This is a genomic window from Neisseria meningitidis, assembly GCF_022869645.1.
Classification (GTDB): Bacteria; Pseudomonadota; Gammaproteobacteria; order Burkholderiales; family Neisseriaceae; genus Neisseria; species Neisseria meningitidis.
In genome coordinates this window covers 885,634-910,145 of sequence record NZ_CP064367.1, presented here as the reverse complement: position 1 = coordinate 910,145, position 24,512 = coordinate 885,634, and the positions used below count along the sequence as shown (strand labels likewise).

Sequence of the window (24,512 nt, the reverse complement as noted above, 5' to 3'; positions counted from 1 at the left end):
ATAATCTGCACCTTAGTCGGTTGGTTAGTCCAACCTTAGGGGTGCAGACCATTCAATCTTTCAGGCTGCCTTTGTTTGTTTATAAGATAAATTTTTAGCCGAACACTTTTTCCAAGTGTGCCTGATAATCTGCCAAGTATTTTTCCACTTGCGGATTTTTAACCACATCGTTACATAAGAATGTCGGCAGGCGGGTCATACCCAAAAACTCGTTGGCTTTGTGGAAGTGCATATACAAAACATCAACGCCTTTGCCTTCAAAGAAATCGCCTTCGCGGGTAAACGCCTCAATCGGCGCATTCCAAGTCAGTGAAAGCATATGTTTTTTGCCTTGCAACAAGCCGCCTGTGCCGTAGCCCTCAGTCGGATTGACGCTGTGTCTGCCGTCGCTTTGGTAGAGTTTGCCGTGTCCAGCGGTTAATACTTCGTCTATGTATTTTTTCACTGTCCAAGGCTCGTGCATCCACCAGCCCGGCATCTGCCAAATCACAGCATCCATCCAAACGAATTTTTCGATTTCTGCCTCAACATCATAGCCGGCATCAATCACGGTTTCTTGAACATTGTGTCCGAGCGCGGTCAAAACTTCTTTCGCTTTTTTGTGAAGCGTGCGGTTTAACCCGCCGTGAGAATGTCCGAACGCCTTGCCGCCGTCTAATAATAAAATATTCATTTGTTACCTCGTTTGTGAATTGATGAATGTATTGTGCCGTTTTACTTTATAATTTAAAAGTGCAAAAATAAGAAAACACTTTTGCTTCAAATGAAATAATCAGATGTTCCAACACACGGGATGGCACATAAAGCACCGCCCTGTGTGCCGTCCTGATTCGGAAGGGGTTACACCCCTCCCAAATAAAGTCTGATCCTGCCGCCCTAAAGGGCGGGGTTCCAACCGAAAAGGAAACACGATGAAAACCAATTCAGAAGAACTGACCGTATTTGTTCAAGTGGTGGAAAGCGGCAGCTTCAGCCGTGCGGCGGAGCAGTTGGCGATGGCAAATTCTGCCGTAAGCCGCATCGTCAAACGGCTGGAGGAAAAGTTGGGTGTGAACCTGCTCAACCGCACCACGCGGCAACTCAGTCTGACGGAAGAAGGCGCACAATATTTCCGCCGCGCGCAGAGAATCCTGCAAGAAATGGCAGCGGCGGAAACCGAAATGCTGGCAGTGCACGAAATACCTCAAGGCGTGTTGCGCGTGGATTCCGCGATGCCGATGGTGCTGCATCTGCTGGCGCCGCTGGCAGCAAAATTCAACGAACGCTATCCGCATATCCGACTTTCGCTCGTTTCTTCCGAAAGCTATATCAATCTGATTGAACGCAAAGTCGATATTGCCTTACGGGCCGGAGAATTGGACGATTCCGGGCTGCGTGCACGCCATCTGTTTGACAGCCGCTTCCGCGTAATCGCCAGTCCTGAATACCTGGCAAAACACGGCACGCCGCAATCTACAGAAGAGCTTGCCGGCCACCAATGTTTAGGCTTCACCGAACCCAGTTCTCTAAATACATGGGCGGTTTTAGATGCGCAGGGAAATCCCTATAAGATTTCACCGCACTTTACCGCCAGCAGCGGTGAAATCTTACGCTCGTTGTGCCTTTCAGGTTGCGGTATTGCTTGCTTATCAGATTTTTTGGTTGACAACGACATCGCTGAAGGAAAGTTAATTCCCCTGCTCGCCGAACAAACCTCCGATAAAACACACCCCTTTAATGCTGTTTATTACAGCGATAAAGCCGTCAATCTCCGCTTACGCGTATTTTTGGATTTTTTAGTGGAGGAACTGGGAAACAATCTCTGTGGATAATTCTATAAAAACCTGTCATAAAATTGTTTTTACTCACTTAATAACTTTGAGAAAAAATAAATAAGATGATGTATAGCCGCGGCAATGGCAGTCTATATGGGGAGCGTGATAGGGCTGTTCCTTATGTACGGCTTGTGTGTGGCAACATCGGCTTTCCAAATGACAAAATGCCGTCTGAAACCGCAAAACGGTTTCAGACGGCATTTTCAACCTGATTCAGGTATCAGTTGCGGTTTTTCAAACGCCCGTGCAACTCTTGAACGCTGTACACGCCCAGATGGTCGCGGCTTTTCGCGCCTTCGCTCATCGCTTCGCCGCCGGCAGTGGTGGTGTATTGCGGCACACGTTGCTGCAATGCGCTTTGGCGGATGATGTGGCTGTCGGACACGGATTGCGGATCGCTGGAAACGGTATTCACGACCAGTGCGATTTCACCGTTTTTCAGCGCGTCGCCGATGTGCGGGCGGCCTTCGGGGACTTTATTGATGGTTTGGACAATCAGCCCGTGTTCGGTCAGGTATTGCGCCGTGCCGCGTGTGGCGCAGATGCCGTAGCCTAAGGCTTGGAAGTTTTTGGCGGTTTTAATGACGCGTTCTTTGTCTTCTTCGCGCACGGAGAGGAAGATTTTGCCGGTCGGGTTGAGGCGTTCGCCCGCGCCGAGTTGGGCTTTGTAGTAGGCTTCGCCGAAGCTTGCGCCCACGCCCATGACTTCGCCGGTGGAGCGCATTTCCGGACCCAAAATCGTATCCACGCCCGGGAATTTGATGAAGGGGAACACGGCTTCTTTAACGGCATAGAAATCGGGGACAACTTCTTTTTCCACGCCTTGTTCTTTCAGGGAGATGCCTGCCATGCAGCGCGCGCCGACTTTGGCGAGCGGCACGCCGGTGGCTTTGGAGACGAAGGGCACGGTGCGGCTGGCGCGCGGGTTCACTTCCAATACGAACACTACGCCGTCCTGCACGGCAAACTGCACGTTCATCAGTCCGACCACGCCCAGCGCGTACGCCATCGCTTTGGTTTGGCGGCGGATTTCGTCTTGGATTTCTTCGCTTAAGGAGTAGGGCGGCAGCGAGCAGCCGGAGTCGCCGGAGTGGATGCCCGCCTGTTCGACGTGCTGCATGATGCCGCCGATAACCACATCTTTGCCGTCTGAAACGCAGTCCACATCGACTTCAATCGCGTTGTTCAGGAAGAAGTCGAGCAACACGGGGCTGTCTTCGGAAACCTGCACGGCTTCGCGCATATATTTTTGCAACTGCTCGGCGGAGTGGACAATCTGCATCGCGCGTCCGCCCAAAACATAAGACGGGCGCACGACCAGCGGATAACCGATTTCTTCGGCTTTGACGAGTGCTTCTTCTTCGTTGTGGGCGATGCGGTTGGGCGGCTGGCGCAGGCCTAAGTCGTTCAACACTTTTTGGAAGCGTTCGCGGTCTTCGGCGGCATCGATGCTGTCGGCGGACGTGCCGATGATGTTCACGCCGTTTTCAACCAGCGCGTTGGCGAGTTTGAGCGGGGTTTGACCGCCGTAATGCACAATCACGCCCCACGGGTTTTCGGTGCGGACGATTTCCAACACGTCTTCCAATGTCAGCGGCTCGAAATAGAGGCGGTCGCTGGTGTCGAAGTCGGTGGACACGGTTTCTGGGTTGCAGTTGACCATAATCGTTTCAAAACCGGATTCGCGCAGGGCGAGCGCGGCGTGAACGCAGCAGTAGTCAAACTCGATGCCCTGACCGATGCGGTTCGGGCCGCCGCCGAGAATCATCACTTTTTTGCGGTCGGAAGGACGCGCTTCGCATTCCTCTTCGTAAGTGGAATAGAGGTAGGCGGTTTCGGTGGCGAACTCGGCGGCGCAGGTATCGACGCGTTTGTAAACCGGATGCAGCTTCAGCGCGTAGCGGTGTTCGCGAACTTCTTTTTCGCTTACGTTCAACAATTGTGCCAAACGTTTGTCGGAGAAGCCTTTGCGTTTCAGACGGCGTAGGGCGGCGAAATCCAAATCACTCAAAATGCCGTCTGAAACCGCTTTTTCTTCCTTCATCAAGTCTTCGATTTGCGCCAGGAACCAAGGGTCGATGGCGCAGATTTCGTGGATTTCTTCCAGCGTGAAGCCCGCGCGGAACGCGTCTGCCACAAACAGCATACGTTCGGGGCCGGGGTTTGCCAGTTCGCGGCGGATTTCCGCTTTGTCGGAGCTTCTCGGATTGAAGCCGCACAAGCCTGTTTCCAAGCCGCGCAGGGCTTTTTGGAAGCTTTCCTGAATCGTGCGGCCCATCGCCATCACTTCACCCACGGATTTCATCTGCGTGGTCAGGCGGTCGTCTGCGGCAGGGAATTTTTCAAACGCAAAACGCGGGATTTTGGTTACCACATAGTCGATGGACGGCTCGAATGACGCGGGGGTTTTGCCGCCGGTGATGTCGTTGCGCAACTCGTCCAGCGTAAAGCCGACCGCCAGTTTCGCCGCCACCTTCGCAATCGGGAAGCCCGTCGCTTTGGAAGCCAGCGCGGACGAACGGCTCACGCGCGGGTTCATCTCAATCACAATCATCTCGCCGTTTTCAGGGTTTACTGCAAACTGAACGTTTGAGCCGCCGGTATCCACGCCGATTTCACGCAACACTGCCAACGAAGCGTTGCGCATGATTTGGTATTCCTTGTCCGTCAGCGTTTGCGCCGGCGCAACCGTAATCGAGTCGCCTGTATGCACGCCCATCGGGTCGAAGTTTTCAATCGAGCAGATGATGATGCAGTTGTCGTTCTTATCGCGCACCACTTCCATCTCGTACTCTTTCCAGCCGAGAACGGACTGCTCAATCAACAGCTCGTGCGTGGGCGACGCATCGAAACCGCGTTCGCAAATCGCCAAAAACTCGTCTTTATTGTAGGCAATGCCGCCGCCCGAACCGCCCATGGTGAAAGAAGGACGAATCAGGGTAGGGAAGCCGACCTGTTCTTGCGCCGCCAAAGCTTCGTTCATCGTGTGGCAGACAAAAGATTTCGGGCAAGACAAACCGATTTTTTCCATCGCTTCTTTAAAGCGGCCGCGGTCTTCCGCCTTGTCAATCGCGTCTTCCGTCGCGCCAATCAGCTCGACATTGTATTTTGCCAGCACGCCGTTGCGTGCCAAATCCAGCGCACAGTTCAGCGCGGTCTGACCGCCCATCGTGGGCAGAATCGCATCAGGCCGCTCCTTGGCGATAATCTTCTCCACCGTCTGCCACATAATCGGCTCGATGTAGGTAACATCCGCCATTTCAGGGTCGGTCATAATCGTGGCGGGGTTGGAATTCACCAAAATGACTTTATAGCCTTCTTCACGCAAAGCCTTGCAGGCCTGTGCGCCCGAATAGTCAAATTCGCAGGCCTGACCGATAACGATAGGGCCGGCGCCGATGATAAGGATGGATTTTAGGTCGGTACGTTTGGGCATGGGTGGTTACTCTTGAATTAAAGAAGGTTGTTTTGTTACATAGCTTTTAAGAAAAGTATTTCCCTTTTCTAAAATTGAAGCTAAAACATCATCTTCTATGTTAGATAAAATATTCTCTAAATCTGCGCTTGATTTAATTTTAAAGAATTCTTTTGTTTGAGAATGGTATACAAGAGAAGGTTTATTTAGCTGTAAAAGTTCTGCTATATTATTTAATGAACCAATACTCTTACCATCCCATAAAATAAAGCCATAATCAGCAATTTCTGCCATTTTCTTATCTTTTGCTGTATAAAATACCCTTCCAGTTCCTTTGCTGTCTACTTGGACAAACTGCCAATTCCCCACATTATTTCGGTAAATTTTGCCAGAAAAGTAAATATGCACATTAGCATAATCTTGTTCTTGTAGAAATTTTTGGATAGCTTTATCAGCCCCATTAGCATCTCCAATAACAATATCAAAATTATTGCTAAGAATATTGTTAATTCTTTCTCGTATTTGTGGATTTAGTCGTGAAATGCTGCGTGAACCAGAAAAGAAAATAGTGCGCATTTTTATCCTCTAGTCTTTGTCATTGCTAAAACAATTACAGATCTAGCATTTTTTGAAAACAATTTTTCAGTTGATATTTCCAATGTTGCTCCGCTATCAAATAAATCATCAATTACTAAAATATTCTTATTGGATAGATCTATATTGTCAATTGTGATGGAATTATTCAGTATTTCTAGTTTTTCTGATTTTTCTTCAATATTTTTGAGTGGTGTGTGTGAGCTAGATTTTCTTAAAATAGGAGAATATGGAATATTCAAGCGATCACTTAGTTCTTTGGCAATTAATTGAACTGGTTGATTAATACGCTCTGTTGTAAAAGGGGCGGGAACAATTAAATTTATAGATTCTAAACCACTAAATTTTTGTAAAATATAGTCTACCAGCAAAGAAACATTTTGGGTTTGATTACGATATTTTAATTGATAAACCCATTCTCCAATCACACTTCTCTTGCTATCAAAGTGAGGATGCCCTAATTCATCATAACCTAACAAAATACTTTTTTGCATATGATGGTCTAAAGCAAATCCTTTTGTCCAGTTACCATTTAGTTCTATCGCCATTTCATTGACTCCTTGTCAAAATTAAGTATAACGAGCAATCCTAGCAAGCCGTAGCCCGCATGTAGGGTATGTGCGGTACGCACGCACGCGTTCTCCATTTTCCCTGCAACCCCAACCCACCGCGTGCGTGCCTTGCGGCACACTCTCTGCCGATGAGTTCAAAGGTCGTCTGAAAAAACGTTCGCGGCGTTTGTTCCACCTGCCTTGCGATAAAGGCTGCCTGAAAAATTCCCGCTGTTGATATTTCGGGCATTCTTTCTCAAACCGCCTGCAACCGCAAAATCCGCTGCAACCTGCCCCCTCCCCCGTGGGGGAGGGTTGGGGAGAGGGCATTCCCCGAATTTCGGCAACCTTTCCCAACAACTCAACCACCGAAATACAAGCCTTGTGGCTTGTTGCCCTCTCTCTAGCTCTCTCCCACGGGAGAGAGGACGGAGTGGCTGTAGGGCTAAGGGTTCTGCAAGGAAACAGGTTGTGCAGGTTGCTTTTTGCTTTTCAGACGACCTGAAATCAACGGTAAATCCAAGTCGCTTTCAAACCGCCTGCAACCGCAAAATCTGCTGAAACCTACTCCCTCCCCCGTGGGGGAGGGCTGGGGAGAGGGCATTCTCCGAATTTCGGCAACCTTTCCTAACACTCTAACCGCCAAGACACAAGCCTTGCGGCTTGTTGCCCTCTCTCTAGCTCTCTCCCACGGGAGAGAGGATGGGGTGGCTGTTGGGGCTAAGGTTTCTGTAAACTAATCAGGTTATGCAGGCTGCTTTTTGTTTTTCAGACGGCCTTTATAAATGCTCAATTCAGTCGGCTTTATCCTATTATTTTCAATAATCCAATCAAAATCAGCCATCTGCTATCGTGCAGCTTGCTTTTCCAATTCTTGCAACACGAGCAGGATTTCTGTCAGCACATCGTTTGTCTGCTGTAAAATCTCGTGATTCCAAAACCGCAGTACGGTAAAGCCCAAGCTGTTGAGATATGCCGTCCGCGCGTGGTCGTATGCGGCTTGTTCTGTGTGCTGCCCTCCGTCTGCTTCGACAATCAACTTGGGCGTTACGCACATAAAATCAACAATATAGTTTCCCATCGGCTGCTGGCGGCGGAATTTATAGCCGTTCAGACGACCTGCCCGCAGGTGCTGCCACAATTTTGCTTCCGCCCCGCTCATTTCTTGGCGCATGGCTTTGGCGCGTTGGCGCAAGATGGGGTTGTCGGTGGTCAAGAGTTTCTCGTGCGGGTTCATTTTGTTGTCGTGCTGTTTGCTGCCCTCTCTCTAACTCTCTCCCACGGGAGAGAGGACGGTGCGGCTGTAGTGATTAAGGGTTTTGCAAGGAAAACAAGGAAAACAAGTTGTACAGGCTGTTTTTTATTTTTCAAGCGACCTGAAATCAACGCTTGTAAATCCAAGTCGCTTTTCAAACTGCCTGCAACCGCAAAATCTGCTGCAACCTACCCCCTCCCCCGTGGGGGAGGGCTGGGGAGAGGGCATTTTCCAAGTTGCGGCAATCTTTCCCAAATCCCTTAGTCTTCTAAAATACAAGCCTTACGGTTGTTGCCAAATGAAACTTCTTCCATACCCAAAACTTGCGTGTAAAACGCAATGGTTCGGTCAATGTCGGCAACGGTCAGTACCAGATGGTCGAGTGCGCTAATCTTCATTTCCCGCTTTCTTTTTCAGGCGGCGGCAGTGCCGTCTGAAAGCCATTATGCCCGTTTTGCCGCTTTCATATTGCCAATGAATTTGTCAAACAAATAGCCGACATCTTGCGGACCGGGGCTGGCTTCGGGGTGGCCTTGGAAGCAGAACACAGGTTTGTCGGTCAGCTCGATGCCTTGCAAAGTGTTGTCAAACAAGGATTTGTGGGTAATGCGTGCGTTAGCGGGCAGGGTGTCGGCATCAACGGCAAAACCGTGGTTTTGGCTGGTGATGACGACTTTGCCGCTGTCCAAATCTTGCACAGGGTGGTTCGCACCGTGGTGGCTGAAGCGCATTTTCAGGGTTTTCGCGCCGATAGCGAGGCTGATGAGCTGGTGTCCCAAGCAGATGCCGAAAATCGGTTTGCCGCTTTCCATCAGTTTTTGCACGGCTTCGATGGCGTAGGTGCAAGGCTCGGGGTCGCCGGGGCCGTTGGACAGGAACACGCCGTCGGGATTGAGTGCCAACACGTCTTGTGCGCTCGTTTGGGCGGGGACGACGGTCAGGCGGCAGCCGCGCGAGGCGAGCATACGCAGGATGTTGGTTTTCACGCCGAAATCGTAGGCGACGACGTGGTAAGGCTGTTCGTCAGGGGTAACGAAACCCTTGCCCAATTCCCATTCGCCTTCCGTCCATTCGTAAGTTTCCGTGCAGGAAACTTCTTTTGCCAAGTCTTTGCCGACCATACTGCCGAACGCGGCGATGAGTTCTTGCGCTTTTTCGATTGTGGCATCCGCGCCGGTCAGAATCGCGCCGCCTTGCGCGCCTTTTTCGCGCAACAGCGTGGTCAGGCGGCGGGTGTCGATGTCGGCGATGGCGACGGTTTTGTTGTGTACCAAATAGTCGTGCAGGCTTTCGGAGGCACGGAAGTTGCTGTGCAAGAGCGGCAGGTCGCGGATAATCAGGCCGGCGGCGTAAACGCTGCGGCTTTCTTCATCTTCGGCGTTGGTGCCGGTGTTGCCGATGTGGGGGTAGGTGAGGGTAACGATTTGTTTGCAGTAGGACGGGTCGGTCAGGATTTCCTGATAGCCGGTCATCGAAGTATTGAACACGACTTCGCCGGAAGTCGAACCTTCGTAACCGATTGATGTGCCGTGGAATACGCTGCCGTCAGCGAGGACGAGGAGGGCGGGGGTGCTCATGATGGGAATCCTGTTTTTAATAAAATTCTTGACAATGCCGTCTGAAGGGACTTCGGCAGGGGGCATCCGGTCGGAAAAATCCGGTCAAAAAAAAACACGCCGCGCAAGATAGACGCGTAACGTGCTTTTCGGGCAAGTGCCTATACCCTGAAAGCAGCATATTTTAAGACGAAACATACCCGATTTCAAGCGCAAACGCGGCAGGCGGGCTGATATGTTCGCGCGAAAACGGAAATCCGTGGCGTAAAACCGCCCGCTCTGCGCCCACTATGCCCGTTACGCATTTCCCCACGTCCGTCCGGCGAAACTATGGGAATACCCGAATCGTCAGGAATACCTGAATCGTCAGGAATACCTGAATCGTCAGGAATACCCGAACCGTCATTCCCGCGCAGGCGGGAATCCAGACCTGTCGGCACAGAAACTTATCGGGTACAACGGTTTCTTGAGATTTTACGTCCTAGATTCCCGCCTGCGCGGGAATGACGCGTTTCATTTGCCGCCCCCTCCCGAAAAACGCAAAAAATGCCGTCTGAAAGCTCTGTAGGGAGGGCTTCAGCCCACCGATTCCATCAATCCCACATTTCCGCCGTTTTCACCGAATCCGCCCCTTTTCACAATCCAGTCCTACGCAACTGAACCGTCATTCCCGCGCAGGCGGGAATCCGGACTTGTCGGCACGGAAACTTATCGGGTACAACGGTTTCTTGAGATTTTACGTCCTAGATTCCCGCCTGCGCGGGAATGACGGCGGAGCGGTTTCTGTTTTTTCCGGTAAATTCCTAAAACTCAAAATTTCATCATTCCTACAAAAACAGAAAACCAAAATCAGAAACCTAAAATTCGTCATTCCCGCGCAGGCGGGAATCCAGTGCGTTGAGTTTCAGCTATTTAGAATAAATTTTGAAACTCTAATCCCGTCATTCCCACGGAAGTGGGAATCCAGAATCCCGGACTTTCAGATAATCTTTGAATATTGCTGTTGTTCTAAGGTCTAGATTCCCGCCTGCGCGGGAATGACGGCAGAGCGGTTTCTGTTGCTCCCGATAAATGTCGCAATCTCAAATCCCGTCATTCCCACGAAAGTGGGAATCCAGAATCTCTAAAGCTTCAGCTAACCTTTGAATATTGCTGTTATCCCAAGGTCTAGATTCCCGCCTGCGCGGGAATGACGGCATCGGTTTGACGGTATTTAATTGAATTGTGGAAATTGATGGATTCAGTGAGATTGGCGAGATGAAGCCTACCCTATAGCCCGCCTTTTACGAACCCGCCCCTCCCGAAAAACGCAAAAAATGCCGTCCGAAAACCTTTCGGACGGCATTTTCGCGTGCAAATCAGTAGAAGATTTCACGCCAGCTGATTCGTTTCATACCGCACGTCGGGCCGGTAATGTCCAAGCTGTCCAAATCGTTCATCAGCAGGGTGCGCACCCCTTTTTGGGAGAAGCAGCGGTTGTTTTTGCCGGCACGCTTGCCGTCGGGGTCTATACCGCTGCCGCCCGCATCGCCGTCTGCCGTTGTTGAAAATCCGTCTGTTTTCTTTTCATCCAGATAACGCACATTAACCGGTTTGTCGTAAACATATCCGTTCGGGCAGGCGATTCCATTGTCTTTTTCCATACAACCTATAGGGATGGATTTGCCTTTGGTGGTTTGCTTATGGCCGGAATATTGCGCGACAGCCGTATTGGTGTCCGGCACAATCGGGCGCGCGCTTTTCTTGGTCAGCTTGCCGCCGTCGGCGGTATTGATGCCCAAAATGGCGGTTTCCGCGCCGCAGCCGCCGTCGTTATATTTGCGGATGGTTACAAAGGCGGTACGCAATACCACGGTCGGTTTGACGGTAACGCGCTGTCCTTCCTTCAGCTTCACTACCCACCCCTTACTGCCCGATCCGTCGGATCGCTTATAATCGGTCAGGAATAAGGTTTTATTTTCCTCACTAAGCACTTGCTCGAGCAGCCCGTTGCCCTGCCCGTCTTTCGCCACACCTGTGTTTGTGTCATTGTCAAAAATACCGTAAACGTGTTGGATTTCTTTGCTGTCCACATCCTCCTCACTCAAATCACTGCCCGTGCCGAAGATGACCACGCGTTTGTCTTTCAGTTGGGAAATGGCGGGCGCGGAAGTAATCGGCTTCGTGCCTTGGAAAATAGTGCGTACAGTCCAGCTGGACGGATTGTCGCTGCTCAAATCAAAGCGGTACATATTCCCGCCGCGATCGCCGGCATAGGCGATATCGACCGTGCCGTCCAAATCTTTATCCACCAGCGTGGGGGACGAAAGCCCGCCCTTGCCGTCCTTCACTTCGATTTTTGCAATCGGCGTACCGTTGTTGTTTTCCAAATCATACACATACAGCGCGGTTTTATTTTGTTGGTCGTCAATGGTTTTAGTCGCATAACCGGAGGCGAGGAAAGCGGCGTATTTGCCGTCGTGGGTTTTGCCGATTTGCGGCGTGCCGACGGTGTAGCCTAATTGCACGCTATTATTGCTATTATTGCCATTATTGTCATGTTTGACATCAAACAGGGAAACGGCGGTCGGGTCACCGTTTTCGGCTTTGGTCAAATCCAAGGCATACGCACCTCTGCCGCCAAAGCCCATCGCGCCGAACATAAACACGTGTTTTTTCCCGCTCAGTTCGACTTCGCGCAAGACAAAGCCGCCGTCCACGCCGTAGCGGTCGCCCACATAGCCTTTTTCGGCAAAGGCGCGCAGCTCTTTGGCGAGGGTGGAGTCTTTGAGAGCGGAAGTGTCGTTATCAAAATATTGGCGCGGCATCGTGCCGGGGATGTAGCTGAGCTTCAGATTGTAGCTGCGTTCATCACTGCCGCCGTTTTTTTTGAAGATATGCACCATCCCGTCGTTGGCGGAAGTAGCCAAATACTCGCCGACCGCGACAATCGGGCTGTTGACGATGTCGCCCAAATCGCGCTTGCCGTTGTTGCCGTTTTCGCGGATGCGGTATCTTTGGCTGTATTTTGGCTTGTTGTCGTTGTTTTCTTCTTTGTTGAATGCTTTAAATTTACTGTCATCAGCAAAACCCCGAACCGTCCAAGGCAGCAATACTTTTTTCCACTCGCTGGCATCAGGCATGAAGCTCCCTTCTCTAAATAATGCCGAAAGTGTCGTTTTTGCCGTCATTTCCATTTAAACCGGTGGCCTCATTGTTTCTATCCAGTTGGATATGCCGTACGCCGCCATCCAATCGGATGACGGTTTGCCGCCCCGTGAAACTCGGCTCTTTACTTTTAATCTCCGACGTACTCAAGGGTTTGAGGGAATAGCGGCCCGGTTTGCTTGTGTCATCCTTGCGGGAAAGGTTTTGCAGGAAAATTTGGCTGCTCGAACTGTCGGGGTAGGTAGAAACCGAAGCGGAATACATCTCCGCCTTACCATCTTTCACAGGTCCGAACCACAGCGCGGGGGCGGTCAGTGCCGGCGAAGGGACTTTGGTATTATTATTGGGGTTCGGTTTGTTGACGCAGCGGCCTGCTTTGACTTCCGGCAGGTCGAGGCGGACTGTAATGTTCCCTTTATCTTCAATCTTCCACGTAGCCCAAAAATTTAGCCAGCTTCGTCCTGTCGTCTCGACGCGCGGTCTCAAGGTGCCCAACTGCACTGTTTTGTCGGTGATATTTTGAATCTGTTTTTTATCCAGCAGGTGCAGCTTGGCGTTCAGATAATAGACCACGGCGGTATGTTCGCGCTGCTGGTCGCCAAGGGAAATAGGGGAGCCTTCTGTCGTAGAGACGATGGTTTGATTATTATTGTCTTCACTAAAAGAAGATATCAATTTGTTGAATGAGTTGCCATTTTTGACGGTATTCTCGCTGCCCAAATTGAAAGACACGCCCAACCATGGATGATCCTTCAATTTGTAAATGGGCGAATTTTCGCGGCTTGGGTCCGGGTGCCTATCCAGGCTGCCCGCATTTTTTGCCAAACCGGTGTTGTCGAAGGAAAATCGGGTTTTATAGACAAGTTTGGGACAGCCTGTGCTGTCTCTGCATACGACACCGGCGTAGCTGTAGCCTATCAACCCTGGGTGGGTCGTATGAATCCAATTAACGGCATTGCCGCGCTCTTTCAGCCCGTCGGCATCAAAACCGGAAACCTTGCCGTAGGGCGGCAGGTAGGTGGCTGTGCCAAAAACGGCAGTACCGCTTTGTCGGGAAACAAGGGTATCGGTATTGTCGAAAAAGACAGAGCCTCCACCCTGGCCGCTTTTATTATAGATAAATTTGCGTTCCCTGTCTTTGTCCTTTATTGTTGAATATTGCCCATTCCCCTTTACCTCGGGCTGGTTTCGCTCGTTCATGATAATAGCGTATTTATGGGTTTGCGCCATCGCCCCCCCCCGCCGGTATGGGAAAACATCAAGATGGCGGCATAAAGCGCGGTATGGCGGAAAACCCGCCTTTTTAAAGTTTTATTCATCGTATTTCCTTTTCGGTCAAACCCCCCGCCCTTCGGGCATCCGTCCTTCGGGGCGGCAGGATCAGGCTTTGTCCGGGAGGGGTGCAAGCCCTTCCGAATCAGGGCGGCGCCTTATGTGCCGCCCTGCGTGTTGGAACATATTTTATCCCTTAAATCTTGCTTCGCGGGATACCGTCGGCGGCAGGCGCGCCGCAAACGGCGGGATTCGGTAAACCGCCCGATTCCGCGCCCGCCGAATTGCTGGTTGGAAAACCCCTTTGGCCCGGCTGCCAAAGGGGGATGTTCGGAAAAGTAACACGCCCCTTTGGCCGGATGCAATGTATAGGGTTACCGCATTATTCTACCCTTGCGCGCTGATCATGGTAAAGCGGTTTTCGGCAATCCGCAACCGCCTCCTTGGCCCGCCATTGCCGCGAAAGCGGGAATCCAGACCTGTCGGTGCGGAAACTTATCGGGCAAAACGGTTTCTTGAGATTCCGCATCCTAGATTCCCGCCTGCGCGGGAATGACGGCGCATAAGTTTCTGTGTTGATTTGAGTCTATGGGAACGGTGTAGGATTGGTGGAATCGTTGGAATCGGTGGGCTGAAGCCCACCCTATAACTCACCTTTTACGAATCCTCCTACACCCTATACAACACCTTGAAAATCCACCTTGTCGGGAATGCCTAAATCGTCAGAAATACCCGAACCGTCATTCCCGCGCAGGCGGGAATCCAGACCTGTCGGTGCAGAAACTTATCGGGTATAACGGTTTCTTGAGATTTTACGTTCTAGATTCCCACTTTCGTGGGAATGACGGCATCGGTCTGCCTTTACAACACGGTTTCTTAGATTCCACGTTCTAGATTCCCGCCTGCGCGGGAATGACGGCATATCGGCAGGCGCGGGGCTTGGGACGGCATTGCTGTTGCGGTTTCGGGCGCGGCTTTATTCGATGACGATTTTGGGGAAGCGGCTGCTGAAGTCTTTGCCTTTGTCGGCAACGCCCAGGGCGATTTGGAATGCGGCATCGGTGTAGATTCGGGCGATGGCGGGGTGTTCGTCGAACAGTTGCGCCGGTGTGCCGCCGTCCATGGCTTCGCGCACGGGCAGGCTTAGGGGAAGCTGTCCGAGCAGGGGGACGTTGAGGCGTGCGGCTAAATCTTTGCCGCCGTCCGTGCCGAACAGTGCTTCGCTGTGTCCGCAGTTGGTGCAGATGTGGACGGACATATTTTCCAATACGCCCAAAATGGGAATGTTGACTTTGCGGAACATATCCACGGCTTTGCGCGCGTCTATCAGGGCGATGTCCTGCGGCGTGGTTACGATGACGGAACCGGTTACGGGGATGCGCTGGGACAGCGTGAGCTGGATGTCGCCCGTGCCGGGGGGCAGGTCGATGAAAAGATAATCCACTTCGTCCCACTCGCTTTGAAACATCAGTTGCTGCAAGGCTTGGCTGACCATCGGCCCGCGCCAGACGACGGCTTGGTCGGTATCGACGAGAAAGCCGATAGACATGACCTGTATGCCGTCTGAAGATTCGACGGGAATGAGTTTTTGGTTTTTCTGATCGGGTTTGCGGTCGTCCACACCCAACATGGTCGGTTGGCTCGGGCCGTAAAGGTCGGCATCGAGTACGCCGACGCGCGCGCCCATGCGCGCCATTGCGGCGGCAAGGTTGGCTGTCGTCGTTGATTTGCCCACGCCGCCTTTGCCAGAGGCGACGGCGATGATGTTTTTCACGCCTTTGATGGTGGTAACGCCGGGCTGGACTTTGTGTGTGCCGATTTCAGTGTCCATGGACAGATGGATGTGTGTGTCGCCTGTCAGCGGCATCAGGATTTCCTGTATGCGGTCGGCTGTTTCTGAGGCAATGTGCGCGACGGGGAAGCCGAAATGCAGGGCGATATGGATGCCGTCTGAACGCTGTTCGACCGAACGGACGGCCTTTTCGCCGCCGAGCGTGCGTGCCGTATTCGGAACGGCGACGGTGTCGAGGAGGGTGCGGATGTTTTGTATGTTCATAATGTGTGTTTCTGTGTGCAGTTTGGGAAACGGGCGGAAAGTGTACATTGATTTCGGGCGGTTTGCCTTTCCTTGTGCGAACTTTTACACGGTATGCGGCGGATTGTGAAAATCCGTTGTCAAAATATCCCGTGCAAACAGTGGTCTGCAATTAAGCCTGTAAAATTTGCTTGACGAGGCAGGATGGTGCTGTATAATGCACGGCTTATCGGGTCGTTAGCTCAGTCGGTAGAGCAGCGGACTTTTAATCCGTTGGTCGAGCGTTCGAATCGCTCACGACCCACCAGATAACCGGAAGCCAAGTTTTGAGACTTGGCTTTTTGTTTGCCTGCCGGTTGCGCGGGCGTACCGTTTGAGAGAGCGTATGAAAAAGAAACTGCTTTCGGGCATCAAATTTGCCGTTCAGACGGCATTGGTGTTTTTATTGGTGTCGCTGTTTTTGGATTGGATACGCAAGCCCGAAGAGCCGGCCGGTGCGGCAGGGCGGCCTTTGACCCTGCTGTCGGGGCAGCGGCTGACTTTGGGACAGTTTAGCCGGGATAAGGCGGTTTTGGTGTATTTTTGGGGGAGCTGGTGCGGCGTGTGCCGTTATCAGTCGCCGATAATCGATGATTTGGCGGCGGACGGCGTGCCGGTCGTCGGCGTGGCGGTACGTTCCGGCAGCGCGTCCGAAGTGGCGGCGTATATGGCAAAGCGGGGCTTGGGCTTTCCGACGGTCAACGATGAGGACGGGGGTTTGGCAAGGTCTTGGCGGATTGTCGCAACGCCTGCCGTCGTTTTGGTCAAAAATGGGAAAATGGTTCACTATACGACGGGAATCAGCAGTTATTGGGGCTTGCGCGCACGAATTTTTCAGGCGGATGTTTTCGGTTAACTTTTGTTTTTGTTAAACTTTACGCTATGTAGAGAATCAAACGGCATATACCTTGCTCGTCTGATGCGGCGGCTTTTGTTTTTTCTGGAAGAAAGTTCTTTCGACAGTAAATGTAATACTTTGTTGAGATTGTAGGGAAAATAGACTAAGATATAACTATTAAAATATTTTTAGATAGGATTATCGGAATTAAAGTCTTTTATACCCAGTCGTCCGATGCGGTTTATAGCGTATTGTTGCTATATGTTCGTTTTGTTATATAACGGTTGCATCAAAATTTACGCCCACAGGCTTTCCCGACGGTTTGAAAGTTTGATTTTCGATAACTTGGAGACTTAAAACAATGCCTACCCAATCAAAACATGCGTCTATCAATATCGGTCTGATACAGGCAAGGGAAGCCCTGATGACCCAATTCAGGCCTATTCTGAATCAGGCGAATATTACCGATCAGCAATGGCGGATTATCCGTCTTTTGGCGGAAAACGGCACGCTGGACTTTCAAGATTTGGCGAATCAGGCGTGCATTTTGCGCCCCAGCCTGACCGGTATCCTGACCCGCCTTGAAAAAGCGGGTTTGGTTGTCCGCCTGAAACCTTCCAACGACCAACGACGTGTTTTTCTGAAGCTGACTGCCGAGGGCGAGAAGCTGTATGAGGAAATCGGCGAAGAAGTGGACGAGCGTTACGACGCTATCGAGGAAGTGCTGGGCCGCGAGAAAATGCTGCTGCTTAAAGACCTGTTGGCAGAACTTGCCAAAATCGAGGATGCGTTGAACTCGTAATACGCCGTAACGCGCGGAAATGTCCGACCGACGGCTTTTTGAATCAGAACTGCTGCACATGGGGGGTGCCTTGTGTGCAGCATTCTTATATAGGGGACAGTTTAAAGGGGAAAAATGGCGGATTTGCAGAAAACTTTTCAAACTTCGTTCCGTGATGCGATGGCATCCTGTGCGGCAGGCGTTCATGTCATCACGACAGACGGTGCGGCAGGGCGTTACGGCATTACAATGACGGCGGTTGCGCCGGTTACGGACGAGCCGCCGACCGTGATGCTGTGCATCAACCGGAGTGCGCGAATCATTCCGATCCTGTCGGAAAACGGCAGCCTCTGCATCAATACGCTGGCGGACGAACATCAGGATGTTGCCGAACATTTTGCCGGGCTGACCGGCCTGTCGCCCGAAGAGCGGTTTGCCTACCACATCTGGCATCGCGGCAAAACGGGACAACTTGAAATAGAGGGCGCGTTGGCGCACCTGCACGGGCATATTGTCGGCAAACATGAAATCGGCACGCATTTTGTGTTTTACGTCAGGCTCGACGAAATCAAAAACTGCGGGTGCAAACGCCCCGCGCTGCTGTATTTCAGACGGCAGTTTAGATTTTTAGACTGATATTCGGACAGATATATATGAAAGCGATGATACTGGCGGCAGGACGCGGCGAGCGTATGCATCCTTTGACCGATACCACTCCGAAGCCGCTGCTCGATGTGGCGGGTAAGCCTCTAATCGGTTGGCACCTATGCCGTCTGAAGCAGGCGGGGTTTACCGAAATCGTCATCAACCACGCTTGGCTGGGCCGGCAGATAGAAGATGCTTTGGGCGACGGCTCGGCTTATGGCGTGAACATCGCCTATTCGCCCGAACCCGCAGGCGGTTTGGAAACGGCAGGCGGTATCGCACGGGCATTGCCGCTGTTGGGTGGGCAGCCGTTTTTGGTCGTCAACGGCGACGTGCTGACCGACATCGATTTTACCGCCGCGTTTCAGACGGCATCGTCCCTGCCGGAACATATTTCCGCCCATCTGTGGCTGGTGGAAAATCCGCCGCACAACCCCGACGGCGATTTTTCCCTGCTGCCCGACGGCAGCGTGCGGCCGGAAGTAAATGGCGGCAACGGATTGACATTCAGCGGCGTGGGTATTTACCGTCCTGAAATGTTTGACGGAATCGAAGCGGGCAGTGTGGCGAAACTCGCGCCCGTATTGCGTGGCGAAATGCGGCAAAACCGCGTGAGCGGTCAGAAGCATACGGGCTTGTGGCTGGATGTCGGCACGGTATGCCGTCTGAAAGAGGCTCAAGCCCTTGCAGGGGCTTGGAAGTGAAATAAAACGGTGGCTTGCCGAGCCGGCTGCCGAACGGTTCCGACCGGATGTCCGGCATATTTTCGTGGAGGCGTGAAAATAGGGCGTTCGGGGCTTTCCGTCCAACAAATGCCATCTGAAGCCGACCCCTGTCGGATGCGGCGGTTTGCCGTCGGCGCGGTGTCGGATTTTATTGGGTAACTTTGTTCAGACCGCCGCCCGTCAGATTGTCAAAACCCGGTTTCAGACGGTATGGCGGATTCGGTTTAACGTTTCAACGCCAGCACCAACACGCCCGCCGTTACCAGTCCCAAGCCTATCCATTCCTGCGTGTTCGGGCGTTCGTCCAAAAAGACCACCGCCATCAGGGCGACCAGGACCAGGCTGAATTTGTCGACGGGCGCGACTTGCGAGGCGTTGCCCAGTTGCAGGGCTTTGAAGTAGGCGAGCCAGGATGCGCCGGTCGCCAAACCCGACAGAATTAAGAATGTCCAGTTTTTTCCTGTAAACCCGTTCACGCCCTGCCATTTGCCGGTGTAGGTTAAAAACAATAACAAAGCGGCGAGGATGACCAAGGTGCGGATGAAGGTAGCGAAATCTGAATCTATACCCTGTAAACCCATTTTGGCGAAGATGGCGGTCAATGAGGCGAAGCCTGCCGATGCCAATGCCCAAAACAGCCATGCGTTGCTGCCCATGTTTTCTCCTTGGATTGTGAACAATATGAACGGTATTTTTGTTGCTGCGTCAAAAATTTCACTGCGGGTTTGGTGCGGATAACGTTATAATATGCCTGATATTATTTTCAATCCACCTGTTTGTCGCCTGATGCTTTCAGACGGCATGTCCCTCCTCATTTCTAAAGGAAAATCATGAGTTTCAAAACCGATGCCGAAATCGCCCAATCCTCCACCATGCGCCCGATTGGCGAAATTGCCGCCAAGCTGGGTTTGAACGTTGACAACATTGAGCCTTACGGTCATTACAAAGCCAAAATCAATCCTGCCGAAGCGTTCAAACTGCCGCAAAAACAGGGCAGGCTGATTTTGGTTACCGCCATCAACCCGACTCCGGCGGGCGAAGGTAAAACCACCGTAACCATCGGTTTGGCGGACGCATTGCGCCATATCGGCAAAGACTCTGTGATTGCTTTGCGCGAGCCTTCTTTGGGTCCGGTGTTCGGCGTGAAAGGCGGCGCGGCAGGCGGCGGCTATGCCCAAGTTTTGCCGATGGAAGACATCAACCTGCACTTCACCGGAGATTTTCACGCCATCGGTGCGGCAAATAATCTGCTTGCCGCGATGCTCGACAACCATATCTACCAAGGCAACGAGTTGAACATCGACCCCAAACGCGTGCTGTGGCGGCGCGTGGTCGATATGAACGACCGCCAGTTGCGCAACATCATCGACGGCATGGGCAAGCCTGTTGACGGCGTGATGCGTCCTGACGGTTTCGATATTACCGTTGCTTCCGAAGTGATGGCGGTATTCTGTCTTGCCAAAGACATCAGCGATTTGAAAGAGCGTTTGGGCAACATCCTTGTCGCCTACGCCAAAGACGGCAGCCCCGTTTACGCCAAAGATTTGAAAGCGAATGGCGCGATGGCGGCATTGCTTAAAGATGCGATTAAGCCCAACTTGGTGCAAACCATCGAAGGCACGCCCGCCTTCGTACACGGCGGCCCGTTCGCCAACATCGCCCACGGCTGCAACTCCGTAACCGCAACCCGTCTGGCGAAACACCTTGCCGATTACGCCGTAACCGAAGCAGGCTTCGGCGCGGACTTGGGCGCGGAAAAATTCTGCGACATCAAATGCCGCCTTGCCGGTTTGAAACCTGATGCGGCTGTTGTCGTGGCGACTGTCCGCGCGTTGAAATATAACGGCGGCGTGGAACGCGCCAACCTCGGCGAAGAAAATTTAGACGCTTTGGAAAAAGGTTTGCCCAACCTGCTGAAACACATTTCCAACCTGAAAAACGTATTCGGACTGCCCGTCGTCGTTGCGCTCAACCGCTTCGTGTCCGACTCCGATGCCGAGTTGGCGATGATTGAAAAAGCCTGTGCCGAACACGGCGTTGAAGTTTCCCTGACCGAAGTGTGGGGCAAAGGTGGTGCGGGCGGCGCGGATTTGGCGCGCAAAGTCGTCAACGCCATTGAAAGTCAAACCAATAACTTCGGTTTCGCCTACGATGTCGAGTTGGGCATCAAAGACAAAATCCGTGCGATTGCCCAAAAAGTGTACGGCGCGGAAGATGTTGATTTCAGCGCGGAAGCGTCTGCCGAAATCGCTTCACTGGAAAAACTGGGCTTGGACAAAATGCCGATCTGCATGGCGAAAACCCAATACTCTTTGAGCGACAACGCCAAACTGTTGGGCTGCCCCGAAGACTTCCGCATCGCCGTGCGCGGCATCACCGTTTCCGCAGGCGCAGGTTTCATCGTCGCCCTGTGCGGCAACATGATGAAAATGCCCGGCCTGCCCAAAGTTCCGGCTGCCGAGAAAATCGATGTGGACGCAGAAGGCGTGATTCACGGCTTGTTCTGAACGGTTTTCTGAAACCGGATGCCGTCTGAAGCCGTTTCAGACGGCATTTTTTCGGAACGCGGGCGGCGGTATGCTATAATCCGCCGTTAAATTTCTCTATTTTCAGGAAAAAACATGAGTTTGAAATGCGGCATCGTCGGTTTGCCCAACGTCGGCAAATCCACCCTTTTTAACGCGCTGACCCAATCGGGTATCGAAGCGGCAAACTATCCTTTCTGTACCATCGAACCCAACGTCGGCATCGTCGAAGTCCCCGATCCGCGTATGGCCGAATTGGCAAAAATCGTCAATCCGCAAAAAATGCAGCCTGCCATCGTCGAATTTGTCGATATTGCCGGTTTGGTTGCAGGCGCGAGCAAAGGCGAGGGCTTGGGCAACCAGTTCCTTGCCAACATCCGCGAAACCGATGCGATTGTGAATGTCGTGCGCTGCTTTGACGACGACAACATCGTCCACGTTGCAGGCCGCGTCGATCCGATTGCCGACATTGAAACCATCGGCACAGAGTTGGCACTTGCCGACCTGGCAAGTGTCGAAAAAGCCATCGTCCGCGAAGAAAAACGCGCCCGCTCAGGCGACAAAGACGCGCAAAAGCTGGTCGATTTGTGCAAAAAACTGCTGCCGCATCTGGACGAAGGCAAACCCGTGCGTTCCTTCGGTTTGGACGCGGAAGAACGCGCGATGCTCAAACCGCTGTTCCTGCTGACCGCCAAACCGGCGATGTATGTGGGCAACGTCGCCGAAGACGGTTTTGAAAACAATCCGCACCTCGACCGCCTGAAAGAATTGGCGGCAAAAGAAAACGCCCCCGTCGTCGCCGTTTGCGCCGCGATGGAGAGCGAAATTGCCGAATTGGAAGACGACGAAAAAGCCGAGTTCCTCGCCGAAATGGGCTTGGAAGAACCGGGCCTGAACCGCCTGATTCGTGCCGGTTACGACCTCTTGGGGCTGCAAACCTATTTCACCGCCGGTGTGAAAGAAGTCCGCGCGTGGACGATACACAAAGGCGATACCGCCCCGCAAGCCGCCGGCGTGATTCACACCGACTTTGAGCGCGGCTTCATCCGCGCCCAAGTCATTTCTTACGACGACTTTGTCTCGCTCGGCGGCGAAGCCAAAGCCAAAGAAGCCGGCAAAATGCGTGTGGAAGGTAAGGAATACGTCGTGCAGGACGGCGATGTAATGCACTTTTTGTTTAACGTGTAACCCAAATGCGGCAGGTTTTCAGACGGCTTTGCCGGAAATGCCGTCTGAAGCCGGTTTTGGTGGTTTTCGGCGTTTCCATACCGCCGGAATGCAGCCGCATCAAAATAAAATCCCGCCCGCATTTCCGATTTGCCCTCCCCGATTCCTGCAAAACAAACCGCCTGCCCCGCTGTTGCAAAAAGCCGTCCGGCATTCCGAATATCCCGTACAAAATGACCTTTCAGACGGCATTTGCGCCGCCGCGATGAAAGCAAAAACATTATGAGCCAAGCCTTACCCTATCGTCCGGACATCGACACATTGCGCGCCGCCGCCGTCTTGTCCGTCATCGTGTTCCATATCGAAAAAAATTGGCTGCCGGGTGGGTTCCTCGGTGTCGATATATTTTTCGTGATTTCAGGCTTTTTGATGACGACGATTCTTCACCGCGAAATGTCGGGGGGGGGGGGAGGTTTTCCCTGAAGGCATTTTATATCCGCCGCATCAAGCGGATTCTGCCCGCATTTTTCGCCGTATTGGCGGCAACGCTGGCAGGCGGCTTCTTTTTATTCACCAAAGATGATTTCTTTCTTTTGTGGAAATCCGCGCTGACCGCCTTGGGTTTCGCCTCTAACCTGTATTTTGCAAGGGGGAAGGATTATTTCGATCCCGCGCAGGAAGAAAAGCCCCTGCTGCACATCTGGTCTTTGTCGGTCGAAGAACAATTTTACTTTGTCTTTCCGATACTGCTGCTGCTTGTCGCCCGCAAAAGCCTGCGCGTACAGTTCGGCTTCCTTGCCGCACTGTGTGCCTTAAGCCTTGCCGCCTCCTTTATACCTTCCGCGCTCGATAAATATTACCTGCCCCACCTGCGCGCCTGCGAATTACTGATAGGATCGCTGACCGCCGTGTGGATGCGCTGCCGGCAACCTGCCGTCGGCAGACGCTGTGCCGCCGTCGGCGCATTGTTTGCCGTGTGCATATTGTCAACCTGCCTGTTTTCCTATTCGGAACAAACCGCCTATTTCCCGGGCCCCGCCGCTTTGATTCCCTGTCTGGCTGTTGCCGCGCTGATTTATTTCAATCATTACGAACACCCGCTTAAAAAATTTTTCCAATCGAAAATCACTGTTGCCGCCGGTTTGATTTCCTATTCGCTTTATCTGTGGCATTGGCCGATATTGGCCTTTATGCGCTATATCGGCCCGGACAACCTGCCGCCTTATTCGCCGGCGGCGGCGGTCGTCCTGATATTGCTGCTTTCCCTGTTTTCTTACCACTGCATCGAAAAACCGTTTAAAAAATGGCAAGGTTCGTTCGCACAATCCGTTTTATGGATTTATGCCTTGCCTATGCTCATTTTGGGGGCGGGCTCGTTTTTTGCGATGAGACTGCCGTTTATGGCGCAATACGACCGCTTGGGGCTGACGCGTTCCAACACCTCCTGCCACAACAATACCGGCAAACAATGCCTATGGGGGGATACGGAAAAACAGCCGGAACTGCTGGTTTTGGGCGACTCCCACGCCGACCATTACAAAACATTCTTCGATGCCGTGGGCAAAAAAGAAAAATGGGCTGCCACTATGGTTTCCGCCGACGCTTGCGCCTATGTGGAAGGCTACGCGTCCCGCGTATTCCAAAACTGGGCCGCCTGCCGCGCCGTTTACCGCTATGCCGAAGAACACCTGCCCCGGTATTCAAAAGTGGTTTTGGCGATGCGCTGGGGCAGCCAAATGCCCGAAAACAGCCGCTCCCTTGCCTATGATGCCGGTTTTTTCCAAAAATTCGACCGTATGCTGCACAAACTCTCATCCGAAAAACAAGCCGTTTACCTGATGGCGGACAACTTGGCCTCGTCTTACAACGTCCAGCGCGCCTATATCTTGTCTTCCCGCATACCGGGTTACCGCCAAGCCCTGCGCCCGGACGACGAAAGCACCCTGAAAGCCAATGCACGCATCAGGGAATTGGCAGCCAAATACCCCAACGTCTATATTATTGATGCCGCCGCCTATATCCCCGCAGATTTTCAAATCGGCGGATTGCCGGTTTACTCGGACACAGACCACATCAACCCTTACGGCGGCACGGAATTGGCAAAGCGTTTTTCCGAAAAACAACGGTTTCTCAATACGCGCCATAACCATTGA

At 52.3% G+C, this 24,512-nt stretch carries 19 protein-coding genes, 1 tRNA gene and 2 pseudogenes; 12 read left to right on the top strand and 10 right to left on the bottom strand.

The window, feature by feature from the left end:
* Positions 1–94: 94 nt before the first annotated feature.
* Complete coding sequence (locus IUJ45_RS04660) at positions 95–673, bottom strand: NAD(P)H-dependent oxidoreductase (protein ID WP_002227645.1); 579 nt, start codon at positions 671–673, stop codon at positions 95–97.
* A gap of 238 nt (positions 674–911) precedes the next feature.
* On the opposite strand from IUJ45_RS04660, the gene crgA reads away from it, so the two are divergent.
* Positions 912–1,811: a LysR family transcriptional regulator CrgA gene (gene crgA / locus IUJ45_RS04655; RefSeq protein WP_002246425.1), complete on the top strand. Its 900-nt coding sequence runs from the start codon at positions 912–914 to the stop codon at positions 1,809–1,811.
* Between the two features lie 223 nt (positions 1,812–2,034).
* On the opposite strand, the gene carB is transcribed toward crgA, so the two are convergent.
* The 3 genes from carB to IUJ45_RS04640 are packed head-to-tail and all read right to left on the bottom strand — an operon-like array spanning position 2,035 to position 6,371.
* On the bottom strand, positions 2,035–5,250 hold the full coding sequence (gene carB, locus IUJ45_RS04650) for a carbamoyl-phosphate synthase large subunit (RefSeq protein WP_002246424.1): 3,216 nt from the start codon (positions 5,248–5,250) through the stop codon (positions 2,035–2,037).
* Between the two features lie 6 nt (positions 5,251–5,256).
* The gene (locus tag IUJ45_RS04645) at positions 5,257–5,805 is read right to left on the bottom strand and encodes a hypothetical protein (protein WP_002214617.1); all 549 of its coding nucleotides are present in this window, start codon (positions 5,803–5,805) and stop codon (positions 5,257–5,259) included.
* 2 nt (positions 5,806–5,807) lie between these two features.
* Complete coding sequence (locus IUJ45_RS04640) at positions 5,808–6,371, bottom strand: ComF family protein (protein ID WP_002214615.1); 564 nt, start codon at positions 6,369–6,371, stop codon at positions 5,808–5,810.
* Positions 6,372–6,624: 253 nt separating this feature from the next.
* Between IUJ45_RS04640 and IUJ45_RS11180 the strand changes: the two are divergent.
* Positions 6,625–6,976: pseudogene (locus IUJ45_RS11180) on the top strand (hypothetical protein); the annotation flags it as partial.
* A gap of 245 nt (positions 6,977–7,221) precedes the next feature.
* On the opposite strand, the gene IUJ45_RS04635 reads toward IUJ45_RS11180, so the two are convergent.
* The 5 genes and pseudogenes from IUJ45_RS04635 to apbC form a co-directional block, all read right to left on the bottom strand.
* On the bottom strand, positions 7,222–7,611 hold the full coding sequence (locus IUJ45_RS04635; protein WP_002219820.1) for an endonuclease domain-containing protein: 390 nt from the start codon (positions 7,609–7,611) through the stop codon (positions 7,222–7,224).
* A gap of 278 nt (positions 7,612–7,889) precedes the next feature.
* A complete protein-coding gene (locus IUJ45_RS04630; RefSeq protein WP_002214606.1) occupies positions 7,890–8,027 on the bottom strand; it encodes a VOC family protein in 138 nt (45 codons plus the stop codon).
* Between the two features lie 45 nt (positions 8,028–8,072).
* Positions 8,073–9,206, bottom strand: coding sequence for a glutamine-hydrolyzing carbamoyl-phosphate synthase small subunit (gene carA / locus IUJ45_RS04625; RefSeq protein ID WP_002247117.1), 1,134 nt, complete (start codon positions 9,204–9,206; stop codon positions 8,073–8,075).
* A gap of 1,337 nt (positions 9,207–10,543) precedes the next feature.
* Positions 10,544–13,651 (bottom strand): annotated as a pseudogene (gene pilC, locus IUJ45_RS04620) (PilC family type IV pilus tip adhesin).
* A 929-nt stretch (positions 13,652–14,580) separates the two neighbouring features.
* Positions 14,581–15,660, bottom strand: coding sequence for an iron-sulfur cluster carrier protein ApbC (gene apbC, locus IUJ45_RS04615; protein WP_002247061.1), 1,080 nt, complete (start codon positions 15,658–15,660; stop codon positions 14,581–14,583).
* Positions 15,661–15,870: 210 nt separating this feature from the next.
* On the opposite strand from apbC, the gene IUJ45_RS04610 reads away from it, so the two are divergent.
* The 5 genes from IUJ45_RS04610 (at position 15,871) to murU (ending at position 18,646) form a co-directional block, all read left to right on the top strand.
* A tRNA-Lys gene (locus tag IUJ45_RS04610) sits at positions 15,871–15,946 on the top strand.
* A gap of 78 nt (positions 15,947–16,024) precedes the next feature.
* Positions 16,025–16,534 carry a protein disulfide oxidoreductase gene (locus IUJ45_RS04605; RefSeq protein ID WP_002225670.1) on the top strand — a complete coding sequence of 170 codons (510 nt, stop codon included), beginning with the start codon at positions 16,025–16,027 and terminating at the stop codon, positions 16,532–16,534.
* 343 nt (positions 16,535–16,877) lie between these two features.
* Positions 16,878–17,318 (top strand): MarR family adhesin repressor NadR, encoded by a 441-nt coding sequence (nadR, locus tag IUJ45_RS04600; RefSeq protein ID WP_002214596.1) that lies wholly within the window; start codon positions 16,878–16,880, stop codon positions 17,316–17,318.
* A gap of 114 nt (positions 17,319–17,432) precedes the next feature.
* Positions 17,433–17,933 carry a 4-hydroxyphenylacetate 3-monooxygenase, reductase component gene (gene hpaC / locus IUJ45_RS04595; protein ID WP_002224077.1) on the top strand — a complete coding sequence of 167 codons (501 nt, stop codon included), beginning with the start codon at positions 17,433–17,435 and terminating at the stop codon, positions 17,931–17,933.
* Between the two features lie 17 nt (positions 17,934–17,950).
* Complete coding sequence (gene murU, locus IUJ45_RS04590) at positions 17,951–18,646, top strand: N-acetylmuramate alpha-1-phosphate uridylyltransferase MurU (protein ID WP_002247054.1); 696 nt, start codon at positions 17,951–17,953, stop codon at positions 18,644–18,646.
* A 245-nt stretch (positions 18,647–18,891) separates the two neighbouring features.
* Here the strand turns inward: murU and IUJ45_RS04585 are convergent, their stop codons facing one another.
* The gene (locus tag IUJ45_RS04585; protein WP_002247052.1) at positions 18,892–19,323 is read right to left on the bottom strand and encodes an EamA family transporter; all 432 of its coding nucleotides are present in this window, start codon (positions 19,321–19,323) and stop codon (positions 18,892–18,894) included.
* A gap of 174 nt (positions 19,324–19,497) precedes the next feature.
* Between IUJ45_RS04585 and IUJ45_RS04580 the strand changes: the two genes are divergently transcribed.
* The 5 genes from IUJ45_RS04580 to IUJ45_RS04560 all read left to right on the top strand — a co-directional run bounded on the left by IUJ45_RS04580 (position 19,498) and on the right by IUJ45_RS04560 (position 24,512).
* A complete protein-coding gene (locus tag IUJ45_RS04580; RefSeq protein ID WP_002247056.1) occupies positions 19,498–21,174 on the top strand; it encodes a formate--tetrahydrofolate ligase in 1,677 nt (558 codons plus the stop codon).
* 114 nt (positions 21,175–21,288) lie between these two features.
* Positions 21,289–22,380 (top strand): redox-regulated ATPase YchF, encoded by a 1,092-nt coding sequence (ychF, locus tag IUJ45_RS04575; protein WP_002225667.1) that lies wholly within the window; start codon positions 21,289–21,291, stop codon positions 22,378–22,380.
* Positions 22,381–22,417: 37 nt separating this feature from the next.
* Positions 22,418–22,645 carry a hypothetical protein gene (locus tag IUJ45_RS04570; RefSeq protein WP_228372562.1) on the top strand — a complete coding sequence of 76 codons (228 nt, stop codon included), beginning with the start codon at positions 22,418–22,420 and terminating at the stop codon, positions 22,643–22,645.
* Complete coding sequence (locus IUJ45_RS04565; protein WP_025462212.1) at positions 22,642–22,842, top strand: acyltransferase family protein; 201 nt, start codon at positions 22,642–22,644, stop codon at positions 22,840–22,842. Before IUJ45_RS04570 ends, IUJ45_RS04565 begins: the two co-directional genes overlap by 4 nt.
* Complete coding sequence (locus IUJ45_RS04560; RefSeq protein WP_226893074.1) at positions 22,764–24,512, top strand: acyltransferase family protein; 1,749 nt, start codon at positions 22,764–22,766, stop codon at positions 24,510–24,512. The genes IUJ45_RS04565 and IUJ45_RS04560 overlap by 79 nt, the downstream gene beginning before the upstream one ends.

Excerpts from the sequence above, each read along its gene's own strand:
- IUJ45_RS04660 (WP_002227645.1), bottom strand. The coding sequence starts at position 673 with ATGAATATTTTATTATTAGACGGCGGCAAGGCGTTCGGACATTCTCAC.
- crgA (WP_002246425.1), top strand. The coding sequence starts at position 912 with ATGAAAACCAATTCAGAAGAACTGACCGTATTTGTTCAAGTGGTGGAA.
- carB (WP_002246424.1), bottom strand. The coding sequence starts at position 5,250 with ATGCCCAAACGTACCGACCTAAAATCCATCCTTATCATCGGCGCCGGC.
- IUJ45_RS04645 (WP_002214617.1), bottom strand. The coding sequence starts at position 5,805 with ATGCGCACTATTTTCTTTTCTGGTTCACGCAGCATTTCACGACTAAAT.
- IUJ45_RS04640 (WP_002214615.1), bottom strand. The coding sequence starts at position 6,371 with ATGGCGATAGAACTAAATGGTAACTGGACAAAAGGATTTGCTTTAGAC.
- IUJ45_RS04635 (WP_002219820.1), bottom strand. The coding sequence starts at position 7,611 with ATGAACCCGCACGAGAAACTCTTGACCACCGACAACCCCATCTTGCGC.
- IUJ45_RS04630 (WP_002214606.1), bottom strand. The coding sequence starts at position 8,027 with ATGAAGATTAGCGCACTCGACCATCTGGTACTGACCGTTGCCGACATT.
- carA (WP_002247117.1), bottom strand. The coding sequence starts at position 9,206 with ATGAGCACCCCCGCCCTCCTCGTCCTCGCTGACGGCAGCGTATTCCAC.
- apbC (WP_002247061.1), bottom strand. The coding sequence starts at position 15,660 with ATGAACATACAAAACATCCGCACCCTCCTCGACACCGTCGCCGTTCCG.
- IUJ45_RS04605 (WP_002225670.1), top strand. The coding sequence starts at position 16,025 with ATGAAAAAGAAACTGCTTTCGGGCATCAAATTTGCCGTTCAGACGGCA.
- nadR (WP_002214596.1), top strand. The coding sequence starts at position 16,878 with ATGCCTACCCAATCAAAACATGCGTCTATCAATATCGGTCTGATACAG.
- hpaC (WP_002224077.1), top strand. The coding sequence starts at position 17,433 with ATGGCGGATTTGCAGAAAACTTTTCAAACTTCGTTCCGTGATGCGATG.
- murU (WP_002247054.1), top strand. The coding sequence starts at position 17,951 with ATGAAAGCGATGATACTGGCGGCAGGACGCGGCGAGCGTATGCATCCT.
- IUJ45_RS04585 (WP_002247052.1), bottom strand. The coding sequence starts at position 19,323 with ATGGGCAGCAACGCATGGCTGTTTTGGGCATTGGCATCGGCAGGCTTC.
- IUJ45_RS04580 (WP_002247056.1), top strand. The coding sequence starts at position 19,498 with ATGAGTTTCAAAACCGATGCCGAAATCGCCCAATCCTCCACCATGCGC.
- ychF (WP_002225667.1), top strand. The coding sequence starts at position 21,289 with ATGAGTTTGAAATGCGGCATCGTCGGTTTGCCCAACGTCGGCAAATCC.
- IUJ45_RS04570 (WP_228372562.1), top strand. The coding sequence starts at position 22,418 with ATGCCGTCTGAAGCCGGTTTTGGTGGTTTTCGGCGTTTCCATACCGCC.
- IUJ45_RS04565 (WP_025462212.1), top strand. The coding sequence starts at position 22,642 with ATGAGCCAAGCCTTACCCTATCGTCCGGACATCGACACATTGCGCGCC.